This is a genomic window from Nonomuraea sp. NPDC026600, assembly GCF_040638335.1.
Taxonomy (GTDB): Bacteria; Actinomycetota; Actinomycetes; order Streptosporangiales; family Streptosporangiaceae; genus Nonomuraea.
The window spans coordinates 65,829-79,276 of the sequence record NZ_JBEZYD010000015.1; the positions used below are offsets into that span (position 1 = coordinate 65,829).

Genomic DNA, 13,448 nt, shown 5'->3' on the forward strand with positions numbered 1-13,448 from the left:
AGCCCCCCATGGAACGCCTTCCTTACTACCCACCCACAGGAAGGCGTAACAACATGGTTGTAATTACACGCGTGTGCCGTACGTGGAGTCAAGCGGCATGCCGGTATCCGGGGAAAGACCAGATCTCGCCCCGGTGTGCATGGCATGTGATGTTCGCACCCTGGCCTACGCCCTCGATCTGTGGCTCTGGCCTGGTGTGTTGGAACGTCTGTCAGCGGTCCGAACCGTACCAGGGCAGGAAAGAAACCCGCCCGTGGCCCACCTTCTCTCTAGCCGTGCTTTAACGGACTCTTACCTGCGTGGCTCGTTAGGGGCGTAGATAGCTGTGGGGTCGATCGGGTCGTCTCCCTGACTGGGCGCATCGCCCAGCGCGTCGCCCCGGAACATCGACGGGTCAAGCCGGACCGTCGACTCCGTCGGGGGCTCGTTCCATCCCGTCGCCTGGTGGTGCGGCTGGTAGGGCTGCGGCTCGTACTGGGCCGGCTGAGGCTCGTACTGGGCCTGGTGGGCGGGGGGCTGGGCCTGGTGGGCTGGGGGCTGGGCCTGGTGGGCGGGGGGTTGCGGCGGGTAGCCCGGCTGCTGGAGCTGCTGCGGGTGCCCGAAGGGGTCGTCGTACGGCCTGGCCTGCTGCTGGCTCGCGTAGTCGGGGACGCGGAGGTCTTGCGCGCCGCCGTTCGCCGAGTGCTGGTACGTCTCGGCCTGCTGGTAGGCGTCCAGGAGTTGCTGGGAACGCGGGTCCACCGGCGGGTCGGGCTCCTGGTAGGCGGCCGGGGTGGCGTACTCCTGGCCCGAGAAGCCGGTGAAGGGCTGGCCCTGCGGCTGGTCGAAGGCGTTGGGAACGTAGGGCTGCTGGCCGAACAGAGGCTGCGGCTGCGACGCGGGCAGGGGCGGGGGCTGGTCGGCGGGCGCCCACGGGTTCGGCTGGTTGTCGAGGGGTGCGAAGGGGTTGGGCACGCTGTCGACGGTCTGGTAGGCGTTCGCCTGGCTGTCGACCGGGGCGTACGCGCTGGGCAGGCTGTCCGCGGGGGTGTAGGTGTTCGGTGGGTTCGCTGCCGGGGCGTACGCGTTGGGCGGGCTGTCGATGGTCTGGTAGGCGTTCGCCTGGCTGTCGACCGGAGCGTACGCGCTGGGCTGGCTGTCCGCGGGGACGTACGGGACCGCCTGGTTGTCCGGCGTGTTGTACGACTGCGCAAAGGCGTGCGGCTGGCTGTCCGCGGGGACGTAGGGGGCGGGCTGGTACTCGGGCTTCGGCTGGGGGAAGCTCTGATCCGTCTGGCCGAAGCCGGGCTGGGACTGGGGGAAGCCCTGGTCCGGCTGGCCGTGATTCTGGTCGGCCGTGGCGGGGAACGCGGCGGCGGCCGGCTGGGGCGTCGAGGCCGGCTGCTGGACATATGGGGGCAGATCTGGCAGACCGCCGTAACTGGGCGGCTGCTGACCATAACCGGGCTGCTCAGGCGCGCCACCATAACTCGGCGGCTGCTGGCCGTAACCGGGCTGCTCCGCCGGACCGCCGTAACTCGGCGGCTGCTGGGCATAAACAGGCTGCTCAGGCTGGCCGCCATAGCTGGGCGGCTGCTGACCGTAACCCGGCTGCCCCGCCGGAGCATCCTGGCCGTCCGGCTGACCGCCGACACTGGGCGGCTGCTGACCATAGCCGGGCTGCTCCGCCGGACCGCCGTAGCTCGGCGGCTGCTGGGCATAAACAGGCTGCTCAGGCTGGCCGCCGTAACTCGGTGGCTGCTGGCCGTAGCCCTGCTGCTCCGCCGGGGCGCCGACGAAAGGCGGTTGCTCGCCGTACGGCTGCTGGACGGGGGGTTGCTGACCGTAGGGGGCGTTGGGGAACTGCTGGCCGTACCCCTGCTGGGGCTGGACGGCCGGACGGTCGGGGAGGATCAGGGGGAGCAGGTAGACCAGCGCGATGCCCGTCAGGGCGAGCACCGGCACGCCCCTGAGCGCGAACTCCGCCGTCAACCGCGCACCGTTGCCCGCGAAGAGCCCGAGCACCAACGTGATCGCCCCGAACAGGGTGGCGATGCCGAGCATGGCCGCCGCGCCGAACGCGACCGGCTTGGCCTGGGGCGACGGTGTGCCGACCTTGGTGAGCAGCAGCACCGAGCCGAGGAGCAGCGCTGTCGTGACGGGGCTGGTGAAGCTCCCGAAGTTGCTGAAGGCGCGGTCGGCGAAGGACAGGGCGAGGTCGGTGGGCAGCGAGCCCGAGGAGCTGACGAGCACCTTGCCGATGGCCACGAGGATGTTCAGCCCGCCGCCGGCGAGCATGAGCCAGGCGGCCGGCTCCCTCAGCCGGGCAACGTCAAGTTTGCTCACAAGTACCCCCATCGGACCCTTTAGCCCGAAGGGAGTGTGCCACATCGCCGCCTTTGACGGCGGGTGTCCCAGCAACCTCTTACGTGCTAGACGTCCCAGTTAGGCCCTATTTGCTGGGTTTTTCGGAGACCGAAGCGTTGTAAAGCCGGCTCCCGAGACAGGCGTGTCGGAGGCCGGTGCGAGACTGGTCCGCATGCACATCGTGACCCTCGCCGGCGGCATCGGCGGCGCCCGCTTCCTGCGTGGCCTGCGGGCGACGGCCCCCGACGCCCAGATCACCGTCATCGGCAACACGGGTGACGACATCACCCTGTTCGGCCTGCGCGTCTGCCCCGACCTCGACACCGTCATGTACACCCTGGGCGGCGGCATCGACGAGGAGCAGGGCTGGGGCCGGGCCAAGGAGTCCCACGCCGTCAAGGAGGAGCTGGCGGCCTACGGGGTCGAGCCGCAGTGGTTCGGGCTGGGCGACCGCGACTTCGCCACGCACATCGTCCGGTCCCAGATGCTGGAGGCCGGCTACCCGCTCTCCCAGATCACCGAGGCGCTGTGCGCGCGCTGGCAGCCAGGCGTGCGGCTGCTGCCGATGAGCGACGACCGCTGCGAGACGCACGTGGTCATCTCCGACGAGCGCGGGCGGCGGGCGATCCACTTCCAGGAGTGGTGGGTACGCCTACGCGCCTCCATCCCCGCCGAGTCGATCGGGCTGGTCGGGGTCGAGACCGCCAAGCCCGCCCCTGGCGTGCTGGAGGCCGTCGCGGAGGCCGACGTGGTGATCCTGCCGCCGTCCAACCCGGTGGTGAGCATCGGCACGATCCTGCAGGTGCCGGGCATCCGCGACGCGCTGCTGGCCAAGACCGTGGTGGGCGTCTCTCCCATCATCGGCGGGGCGCCGGTGCGCGGCATGGCCGACGCCTGCCTCACCGCGATCGGCGTCGAGACGAGCGCCCAGGCGGTGCTCGACCTGTACGGCGCGGAGCTGATCGACGGCTGGCTGGTCGCCGAGGAGGACTCCGGCGTCGCCCTCGACGGGGTCAGGGTGGCGGCCCGGCCGCTGATCATGCATGACGCCGACGCGGCGGCCGACATCGCCCGCGCCGCCCTCGACCTGGCCCTGGAGCTCGCCCGATGACCCGTACAAGCCCGACCGACCCCACAGACCCCACCGACCCCGCCGACCCCACGGACGCGGCCGACCCGGCGAGCCGGCTGCCTGGGCGGGTCGAGGTGTTCGGGGTTCAGGGGATCGGTGAGGTGCGGCCCGGTGACGACATCGCGGCCCTTCTCGGCGGTGCCGACCTGCGCGACGGCGACATCCTCGTCATCACCTCCAAGATCGTGAGCAAGGCCGAGGGCCGCGTCCGGCAGGCCCCCGACCGCGCGGCCGCCATCGCCGACGAGACCGAGCGGGTCGTGGCCAGGCGCGGCGACACCGTCATCTCGCAGACCCGCCACGGCTTCGTCATGGCCGCCGCCGGGGTCGACGCCTCCAACACCGCCCCCGGCACGGTCCTGCTGCTCCCCGAGGACTCCGACGCCTCCGCCCGTCGCATCAGAGCGGCTCTGGCGGCCCGCGCGCGGGTGGGCGTGATCGTCTCCGACACGTTCGGCCGCCCGTGGCGCCACGGCCTGACCGACGTGGCCATCGGCGCCGCCGGCGTGACCCCGCTCGAAGACCTGCGCGGCGGCACCGACACCCACGGCAATCCGCTCAACGCCACCGTGACCGCGCTGATCGACGAGATCGCCGCCGCCGCCGAGCTGGTCAAGGGCAAGCTCGCGGGCGTGCCCGTCGCCGTGGTGCGCGGCCTGTCCCACCTGGTGACCGAGGAGGACGGGCCGGGCGGCCGGGCGCTGGTCCGGCCGGCCGACGAGGACATGTTCCGCTTCGGCTCGCGGGACGTGGTGTTCGCCCGCCGTACGATCAGGGAATTCTCCGCCGACCCCGTGGACTCCGACGCGGTACGGCGGGCGGTGGCGGCGGGCATCGCCGCCCCGGCGCCGCACCACACGACCCCCTGGCGGTTCGTGCTCGTCGAGTCGGCGCAGACGAAGGTGAAGCTGCTCGACGCCATGCGCGACGCCTGGATCTCCGACCTGCGGGCCGACGGGTTCACCGAGCAGTCGATCACCAAGCGGGTCAGGCGTGGCGACGTGCTGCGCAACGCCCCCTATCTGGTCGTGCCGTGTCTGGTGATGGAGGGCTCCCACACCTACCGTGACGATCGGCGCAACGCCTCCGAGCGCGAGATGTTCATCGTGGCGACGGGCGCGGGCGTCGAGAACTTCCTCATCCAGCTGGCCGTGGAGGGACTCGGCTCGGCGTGGGTGTCGTCCACGATGTTCTGCCGCCCGGTGGTGCGCGAGGTGCTCGACCTGCCGGAGTCGTGGGACCCGATGGGCTCCGTCGCGGTGGGCCACGCCGCGGCCCCGCCCCGTGACCGCCCGCCCCGCGATCCGCAGGACTTCATCCTGACGCGCTGACAGGCAGTCAATGGCCATTTACCGTTAATAAAGTTTCCTTTACATTCGGAGCATCCCCCCATGTAAAGGAGCAATCCATGCGAAGGATGCTCACGTTACTCACCGTGGCGGTGATCTCGATCGCCGCCACGGTCTTCGTCGCCCAGCCGGCCCTGGCGCACGGCTACATCAACTCGCCGCCCAGCCGCCAGGCGTTCTGCGCGCAGGGCAAGGTGCCCGACTGCGGCGAGATCATCTACGAGCCGCAGAGCGTGGAAGGGCCGAAGGGGCTGCGTAACTGCCACGGCAACGTCGCCCGGTTCGCCCAGCTCAGCGACGAGAGCAAGCCCTGGCCCGTCACGTCGGTCGGCAACACGGTGACCTTCAACTGGACACTCACCGCCAGGCACGCCACCACCACCTGGGAGTACTACATCGGCAACACCAAGGTCGCCTCGTTCAGCCAGGGAGGCGCCCAGCCGCCGGCGACGCTCTCGCACACCGTGAACTTCGCCGGCTACACCGGCCGGCAGAAGGTCCTGGCGATCTGGAACGTCGCCGACACGCCCAACGCCTTCTACGCCTGCGTCGACCTGAGGTTCGGTGGCGGAAGCGGCGGGACCCCGACGCCCACGCCGACGCCGACCCCCACCCCGACACCCACGCCCACGCCGACCCCGACCGTGCCGGGCGGCACCTGGGCGCCGAATGTCGCGTACGCGGTGGGCGCGCTGGTCACCTACGCCGGGCTGTCGTACAAGTGCATCCAGGCGCACACCTCGCTCCCCGGCTGGGAGCCGCCGAACGTGCCCGCGCTCTGGCAACGCGTCTGACCCGCTGAGCGCACACGCGAACGAGGGGGCGCCGGGGAGATCCCGGCGCCCCCTCATCACGTCGTCACGTGCTCGGCTTGCAGGTGGGGTGGCACAGTCGGCGGGCCAGCGCGGCGAGGAAGACGTCGATGATCTCGTCGGGCTGCTGGGCGATGTGCAGGGAGCCGTTCGTGGCGGCCGTGATGCCGGACAGGCTGACGCGGTCCACGTCGCCAAAGGCGATGATGACGATCTGGATGGGCTTGTTGGGGTTCCACTCCGCGTGGAGCTTGTCGAGGAGCTGCGGCAGCCGGGTGCCGCGGCCGTCGTCCTTGCCCGCCGTGATCACCAGGAGTGTGTTGTTCATCTCCTCGCGATAGTGGCCGGCGACCTCGTGGAAGCCGCCGAGTATCGCGTCATAGAGCGAGCTGTCGCGGTCGGGGTGCGCGGTGATCGTGGTGGTGAGCTCGTCGAGTACGCTCCTCCGGACCAGCTGGCCGGTCTCGGGGCGGCTGATCGGCCCGAGCCCGACACGCGGCTGGTAGCCCTTGGCCTGCCCGAGCCCGTCGGCGAACTCCCACAGCCCCATGTGCGTGGAGTCCGGGAAGAGCCGCAGCCCGATCTTGGCCGCGGCCAGCGCGACGCCCAGCCGGGTGGTGCCCTTCAGCTTCTCGGCCATGTGCTTGGAGGTGTCGGCCAGCACCAGGATGTTCGTCGGCGGCGCCAGCCTGCTCCACGCCTGCAGGGCCTCGTCGATGTCCTCGGGCGACACCGAGGGCCTGGTCTTCGGGGCGCCCGTCGGGATCTCCGGCCCCGGCGAGACCGGGCCCAGCGTGCCGTCGCCCGAGTGGAACCCGGCCCGCCGTACGAGATCCTGGGCCTCGGAGCCGCGCAGCCAGTCGGCGAACAGCGTCGAGGCCTCGGCCACCGTGGGGTCGGTGGCGGTGACGACGTACGGGTAGTCGAGGTTGATCGTGCCCTCGCGCGGGCGCAGCGCGACGACCGGGTCGGCCGACGGCTGCTGGTTGTGCGTCCACACCGACTGCTCGGGCACGATGACCACCGGCCGCTTCCAGAACGTGTGGTCGTCCACGGCGGCCAGCATCGAGCGGTAGTCGGGCGCCGAGCCCGCCTGCGCCCAGCGGACGAAAGCGGTCAGTGCCTTGTCGGCCTCGGGCCCGTTGCCCACGACATCCCTGGCGGCGGCGACCGTGGCGATGCCCGCGCCGGCCAGCGACGGGTCGGGGACCCGCACGATGTCGGGCTCGTTCGCGTTGGGCGTGAGCCGTCCCCGCACGGTCGAGGGGAAGACCATCCGCCAGTTCATCTCGGTCTTGCCGACGGAGAAGCGCTGCGCCAGTGAGGACCGCGTGGCGAACACCAGCGGCGACGTCGCCACCACGCTCTCACCCGCGGGTAACGCGCTCGCGCCCTGCTTGCGGGCCAGCCGGATCCAGGCGGACGAATCGGCGATCCAGCCGTCGGGCCGCTCGCGCAGCACCCCCGCCCGGTCGCCGATCAGCGTGCGCAGCACGGTGGCCGGGGGCTGCTCGGTGACCTGGACCAGCACGCACCGGCTGCCGATCGTGTTCTTCTCGTCGTTGAACCGTCCGGCCGCCTCCATGACCGCCGGAGCCACGTCCACCGCGGCGGCCACGCTGACCAGAACAGGCTCTCGTGTCGTGCACAGCGCGCCACCTCCGCCGAAGAGGACGACCACGGTGGCGGTGACGATGGCCACCGCCGCCGCCCCCGCCAGCAGGCCGCGTTGCAGTGCCTTCCTGCGGCGCTGCTCGGCTGGCAGCGCTGCGCGGTGTCGACCCAGCCGCACGGTGCACCTCTCTCCAGGGGACTGCCGATTCTCCCAGCGCCTCCCACGGCCGGCGCAAGAGTCAGTAGAACTTGTTATATCTAAGCCATCGGGAGCACCCGTCTGACGCTCTGGCAGACACCGTCGCTCGCCGCCGACGCGGCCAGCCGCTCGCCGTCCGGGCGGCCGTACTCGGTCGTCCGCTGCACGACCGGCCTGCCGGTGACCTCGACCATCGCGCGCAGCTCGCTGATCGTCTTGTACGAGCCGTTCTCCGACCCGGCCATCCGGCTGATGGTCTCCTCCATCAGCGTGCCGCCGAGGTCGTTCACCCCGCCCTGGAGCACCTGATGGCACAGGTCGTCCTGGAGCTTGACCCAGGAGCACTGGATGTTCGCGATGGCGCCGTGCAGCAGGATCCTGGCCAGCGCGTGCACGGCCCGGTTCTCCTGCGCGGTCGGGCCCGGCCGGGCGACGCCCGCCAGGTAGATCGGCGAGCTGGTGTGCACGAACGGCAGCAGCACGAACTCCGAGAACCCGCCGCTCTCCTCCTGCAGCCGCCTGATCAGCTTGATGTGCCTGACCCAGTGCACGTGGGTGTCCACGTGGCCGTACATCATCGTGGACGTGGTCGGGAGGCCCACCCGGTGCGCGGTGGTGATGACGTCGATCCATTCCTTGGTGGGCAGCTTGCCCTTGGTGAGCACCCAGCGGACGTCGTCGTCGAGGATCTCCGCCGCCGTGCCCGGCAGCGAGTCGACCCCCGCCTCCTTGGCCGCGTGCAGCCAGTCCTCGATGGAGAGGTTCGTCCGGCTGGCGCCGTTGATGACCTCCATCGGGGAGAACGCGTGCACATGCATGCCCGGCGTCCTGGCCTTGACCGCCCTGGCGAGGTCGAAGTAGGCGGTGCCCGGCAGGTCGGGGTGGATGCCGCCCTGCATGCACACCTCGGTCGCCCCGGCCCGCCACGCCTCCTCGGCGCGGTCGGCCACCTGGTCGAGGCTGAGCGTGTAAGCGTCGGCATCGGTCCTGCGCTGGGCGAACGCGCAGAAGCGGCAGCCGGTGTAGCAGACGTTGGTGAAGTTGATGTTCCTGTTGACGACGTACGTCACCTCGTCGCCGACCGCCTGCCCGCGCAGGTCGTCGGCGATGCGGGCCAGCTCGTCGAGCGCCCCGCCGTCGGCCGACAGCAACGCCACGGCCTCGGCCTCACTCAACCCCGCCGGATCCGCCTCCGCCCGCCGCAACGCCGCCCGCACTTCGGAGGGCGTGTGCCCGCCGATCGCCGGTACGGCCTTCCGCTCTCCCAGCCCGGGACCGGGTACGGCCTGCTCTCCCGGCGCCGGTGCGGCGAGGAGATGGTCGGCGGAGGGCGGCGCAATGCGTGCGGCGGGATCCAGGCGTTCACGCAGGGCCTCCCAATCGCCGTAGACGTTGTCGAAGTCGTCACGCCGGTCGTTGGTCCGCCCTTCCGTGTCCACAGCGACGTGCAGATCGGTCCGGCCGGACGAGGTGAACCCGCCATCGGGCTCCTGCCACGGCCGCCCCTGGAGCACCGCGTCCTCCCTGGCCAACCCCGTGACGGGATCCGCCAGCGCCGCCACGTGCCCGAACAGCCGAGGGTCCAGCCAAGGCTCCCCCGCCAACACATATTCCGGATAGATCGTCAGCCGCTCCCGCAGCGTGAACCCCGCCTCCCGGGTCCGCGCCGCCAGGTCGTCGATCTGCGGCCATGGCCGTTCCGGGTTGACGTGGTCGGGCGTCAGCGGCGACACCCCGCCCCAGTCGTCGATCCCCGCCCGGATCATCAGCTCGTACTCCGCGTCGACCAGATTGGGCGGCGCCTGCAGCCGTACCCGGGGTCCCAGCACGAGCCGGGCGACCGCGATCGTGGCGGCCAGTTCCTGCAGGTCGGCGTCGGGCAGGCCGCGCATGGCGGTGTCGGGCTTGGCGCGGAAGTTCTGCACGATGACCTCCTGGACACCGCCGTACTCGCGCGCCACCCGCCGGATCGCGAAGATCGACTCGGCCCGGTCCTCGATGGTCTCGCCGATGCCGATCAGGATCCCGGTGGTGAACGGCACGTTCGAGCGACCCGCGTCCTCCAGCACGCGCAGGCGTACGGCCGGGTCCTTGTCGGGAGAGCCGTAATGGGCCTGGCCCTTCTCCTCGAACAGCCGCCGCGAGGTCGTCTCCAGCATCATGCCCATCGACGGCGCGACCGGCTTGAGCCGCTGCAGGTCACGCCAGCTCAGCACACCGGGGTTCAGGTGCGGGAGCAGCCCGGTCTCCTCCAGCACCCTGATCGACATCGCGCGCACGTACGACAGCGTGTCGTCGTAGCCGTGCGCGTCGAGCCACTCGCGGGCCTGGTGCCAGCGGTCCTCAGGCCGGTCCCCCAGCGTGAACAGCGCCTCCTTGCACCCCATCGCCGCCCCCTGCGCGGCGATCTCCAGCACCTCGTCGGGGCTCAGGAACGGCGCGGGCAGCTTGTTCGGCGCGGTCGCGAACGTGCAATAACCACAACGGTCCCGGCAGAGCCTGGTCAGCGGGATGAACACCTTCCTGCTGTAGGTGATGACACCCTCCCGGCCGATCGCCGTCAACCCGGCATCCCGGACCCGCGAGGCATGTTCGAGCAGCGTGTCAAGGTGTTCATCGCGGGCGTGGAGCAGCACGGCCGCCTCGGTGACGTCGAGGGTCTTGCCATCGCGGGCCCGGGCGAGAGCACGGCGAAGTGCGGAATCACTGACGAGACTCATAACGGGCACCCTACGTGGGCTGGGTTCACGGCCCGCACCTAGGGCAGGTCAGAAGGCCCGGTAGTCGCGGACCGGCATGCGCGGACCGCGCGCGGGCGGGCGCAGCCCGGTGAGCCAGATCAGGACCGTCGCCCGGTGCCGGTGCCCTTTGTACGGCTCCAGCAGCCGCATCATGCCCGGATCGTCGGTCTTCTCGCCGGTCAGCGCGTAGCCCACCAGCTTGGCCAGGTGGAAGTCGCCCACGCTCACGGCGTCGGGATCGCCGAAGGCCCGCTGCCGCACCTCCGCCGACGTCCACACCCCGACCCCCGGCAGGGCCCGCAGCAGCCGGTCGAGCTCCTCACTGGTGGCGGCGGCCTCCAGCTTGTCGGCGTGCCAGGCGGCGGTGGCGATGGTCCTGGCGCGTACGGCCTCGGCACCGGCCCGATGCCAGTGCCAGGACGGCACCTCCCGCCACACACTCGCCTCGGGCACGACCCGCATCCCTTCGGGCGCTGGTCCCGGAGCGGGCTCCCCGTAGCGGTTCAGCAGCCACCGCCAGGCCCGCCAGGCCTCCCGCCCGACGACCTTCTGTTCGAGCACGGCGGGCACCAGCGCCTCCATGACCCGGCCGGTCCTGCCGATGCGCAGCCCCGCGTGCTTCCTGGCCACGTCCTCCAGCACGGCGTGCCGGACACTGAACCCCGACGCGTCGTCCTCGGCCCCGAGCAGGGCGGGCAGCGCCTCCAGGAGCCATTCGGCGCCCGGCCCCCAAGCCTGTCCGCACACACCGCCCGTCCGCACGCTCACCCGCAGCGTGCCGGGCCCGTCGGGGGTGCGGGAGGTGCGCCAGACGGCGCCGTCGTGCGCGGCACGCCAGGTGGGGTCCCCGGTGCCACGCCGATGGGGCCCCATCACGAGACCCACATCCAGCGCCCCTTCGGGCTCCCACCAACGTTCCATCACCCGACCAGTCTGCCGCCCGAATCCGCCTCAGGGTGCCGGGGGCCCGTCAGGAGGTGCCTCAGACGTCGCTCGAATAGCGGACCGCGCGCTCGGGGAGCTCGATGCCCGGCCAGATCCGCACGCCCGCCTGGAGCTCGTTGCCCGCGCCCACCACCGCGCCGTCACCGATCACGGCGTCGCACACCACCGCGCCCGCGCACACCCGCGCCCCCCGGCCCACCACCGAGTCCGTGACGGTCGCGCCCGCGTGGATCACGCAGTCGTCGCTCAGCACGCTGCCCATCACCGAGGCCCCCGCCTCGACCACGGCCCGGGCGCCCACCGTGGAGCCGCCCTGCACCTTGGCCTCCGGCGAGACCACCGCGCCGTCGAGCACCAGGTATTCGCCCGTCGGGCCGGGCAGGGCCGGCGAGGCCAGCACGCCGAGCACCAGGTCGCGCGAGCCGCGGACGAAGGCGGCGGGTGTGCCGACGTCGAGCCAGTAGGTGCGGTCGGCGTAGCCCAGCACGAGCTCGCCCGACTCGATGAGCCCCGGGAAGGTCTGCCGCTCGACCGACACCACCTCGCCCCGGGGGATCTGGTCGATGACCGAGCGGGTGAACACGTAGCAGCCCGCGTTGATGCGGTTGGTCACCGGGTTGGGCGTCTTCTCCAGGAAGGCCGTCACGCGCCCGTCGTCGTCGGTGGGCACGCAGCCGAACCGGGTCGGGTCGTCGACCTCCGTCAAATGGAGCGTTACAGCGGCGGATCGCCGCAGGTGAGTGCGTATCTGGTCACCTATGTCGTGACCGGACAGGATGTCGCCGTTGAGGATGAGCACGGGGGCGTCGGGACCCGAGCTGAGCGCCTCGGCGGCATTGCGGATCGCCCCGCCGGTGCCGAGTGGCGTCTCCTCCGTCATGTACTCGATCGAGAGTCCGAACGACGACCCGTCGCCGAAGACGGGCTCGAACATCGATGCTTTGTACGAGGTCGCGAAGACGATCCGGCGAACCCCGAATGATCGGGCCCGGGCCAGCTGGTGTGCCAGGAACGGCACTCCGGCGGTGGGCAACAGCGGCTTGGGCGTGCCCAGTGTCAGCGGACGCAGGCGCGTGCCCTGCCCCCCGACCAGGAGGATCGCCTCGAGGTCCGGCAAAGAGCTCTCCATCACTCGGTGAGGTTATCTTATTCAATTGCGCGTTGATAGGAACTGAGATGCGCCTCCACGGACGCCTCCCAGGTGAATTCACGGGCCCTGGCCAGACCGGCCTCGCGGAGCTGCCGCCGCCGTTCGGGAGAGGCGAGCAGCCGGCCCAGTTCGCCGGCGATGCTGTCGACGTCGGGCTCGGTGTAGGCGACGGCGTCGCCGCCCACCTCGGGCAGCGAGGTGCGGTGCGTGGTGAGCACCGGCGCGCCGCAGGCCATCGCCTCCAGCACGGGCAGCCCGAACCCCTCGCCGCGCGACGGGAACGCCACCACGGCCGCCCCGCCGAGGAACCCCGGCAGGTCCGGAACGCGCAGGTAACCCGGCCGCACCACCTTGACCGTGGCCTCGACCTCCCGGCAGGCGGCGTCGACGTCATCCTCGTGGACCCCGCCGCCGAGCACCAGCGCGGGCGGCTTGTCCAGGCTCTTGACGGCCATGGCGAAGCCGCGGATGAGGTTGGGCACGTTCTTGCGCGGGTCGAGCGTGCCCAGGAAGGCCACGTACGACTGGCCGTGCAGGCCGCACCTGGTGGCCGCGCGGAGCATCTCGATCTCGTCCGGCGGGTGGAAGAGGTGCAGGTCGACACCGTGGTAGGCGACGTCGATGCGGGTCGGATCGGCGGCGAGCACCCGGATCAGCTCGTCCCTCGTCGCCTTGGACGGCACGATCACGCGAGTGGCATGCCGTACGGAGGTGCGGGTGGCGGACCGGAAGAACGACGCCCGGACCGCGCTGTGCTGGTCGGGCTCGGTGAACCAGGTGACGTCGTGCACGGTCACCACAGTGGGCAGGCCGGCGCGGATCGGCATCGAGTAGTAGGGGGCGTGGATGACCTGCGCCCCCGCCTGGCGGGCGAGCAGCGGCACTCCGGTCTGCTCCCAGGCGAGCCTGGCGGCCCGGTTGGTGATGGCGACAGGGCCCGGCATGATCCGCGCCGAGGGCGCAAGCCGCCCATAACGGTCGGCGTCCGCCCGCTGGCAGACCACGGCGATGTCGGCGCCGGCCCGGTCGAGCCCGGCGACGAGCCCGTCCACATATCTGATCAACGCACCACGGTCTGCGGGGACCGCCGCGGCATCGACGAGCACTCGAGGCATTACGAAGATCTTCTCCCCTCAAGATCAACGTGGGACGTTGTCGCC

The 13,448-nt window shown here is 71.2% G+C and carries 9 protein-coding genes; 3 read left to right on the top strand and 6 right to left on the bottom strand.

Going from position 1 to position 13,448, the window contains the following annotated elements; all coding sequences use genetic code 11:
• Positions 1 to 291: 291 nt before the first annotated feature.
• Positions 292 to 2,325 carry a hypothetical protein gene (locus AB0F17_RS31000; RefSeq protein ID WP_358030022.1) on the bottom strand — a complete coding sequence of 678 codons (2,034 nt, stop codon included), beginning with the start codon at positions 2,323 to 2,325 and terminating at the stop codon, positions 292 to 294.
• Positions 2,326 to 2,518: 193 nt separating this feature from the next.
• On the opposite strand from AB0F17_RS31000, the gene cofD reads away from it, so the two are divergent.
• The 3 genes from cofD to AB0F17_RS31015 all read left to right on the top strand — a co-directional run bounded on the left by cofD (position 2,519) and on the right by AB0F17_RS31015 (position 5,621).
• Entirely contained in the window at positions 2,519 to 3,457 is a 939-nt protein-coding gene (gene cofD, locus AB0F17_RS31005) for a 2-phospho-L-lactate transferase (RefSeq protein WP_358030024.1), read from the top strand.
• 77 nt (positions 3,458 to 3,534) lie between these two features.
• On the top strand, positions 3,535 to 4,809 hold the full coding sequence (locus AB0F17_RS31010) for a coenzyme F420-0:L-glutamate ligase (RefSeq protein ID WP_358030392.1): 1,275 nt from the start codon (positions 3,535 to 3,537) through the stop codon (positions 4,807 to 4,809).
• 77 nt (positions 4,810 to 4,886) lie between these two features.
• Positions 4,887 to 5,621: a lytic polysaccharide monooxygenase gene (locus tag AB0F17_RS31015; protein ID WP_358030027.1), complete on the top strand. Its 735-nt coding sequence runs from the start codon at positions 4,887 to 4,889 to the stop codon at positions 5,619 to 5,621.
• Positions 5,622 to 5,685: 64 nt separating this feature from the next.
• On the opposite strand, the gene AB0F17_RS31020 is transcribed toward AB0F17_RS31015, so the two are convergent.
• The 5 genes from AB0F17_RS31020 to AB0F17_RS31040 all read right to left on the bottom strand — a co-directional run bounded on the left by AB0F17_RS31020 (position 5,686) and on the right by AB0F17_RS31040 (position 13,352).
• Entirely contained in the window at positions 5,686 to 7,431 is a 1,746-nt protein-coding gene (locus tag AB0F17_RS31020) for a substrate-binding and VWA domain-containing protein (RefSeq protein WP_358030029.1), read from the bottom strand.
• Positions 7,432 to 7,511: 80 nt separating this feature from the next.
• On the bottom strand, positions 7,512 to 10,172 hold the full coding sequence (locus AB0F17_RS31025; RefSeq protein ID WP_358030031.1) for a bifunctional FO biosynthesis protein CofGH: 2,661 nt from the start codon (positions 10,170 to 10,172) through the stop codon (positions 7,512 to 7,514).
• 48 nt (positions 10,173 to 10,220) lie between these two features.
• On the bottom strand, positions 10,221 to 11,114 hold the full coding sequence (locus tag AB0F17_RS31030) for a DNA-3-methyladenine glycosylase 2 family protein (protein ID WP_358030395.1): 894 nt from the start codon (positions 11,112 to 11,114) through the stop codon (positions 10,221 to 10,223).
• Positions 11,115 to 11,175: 61 nt separating this feature from the next.
• Positions 11,176 to 12,267, bottom strand: coding sequence for an NDP-sugar synthase (locus AB0F17_RS31035; RefSeq protein WP_358030034.1), 1,092 nt, complete (start codon positions 12,265 to 12,267; stop codon positions 11,176 to 11,178).
• A 17-nt stretch (positions 12,268 to 12,284) separates the two neighbouring features.
• Positions 12,285 to 13,352, bottom strand: coding sequence for a glycosyltransferase family 1 protein (locus AB0F17_RS31040; RefSeq protein ID WP_358030037.1), 1,068 nt, complete (start codon positions 13,350 to 13,352; stop codon positions 12,285 to 12,287).
• Positions 13,353 to 13,448: the final 96 nt, after the last annotated feature.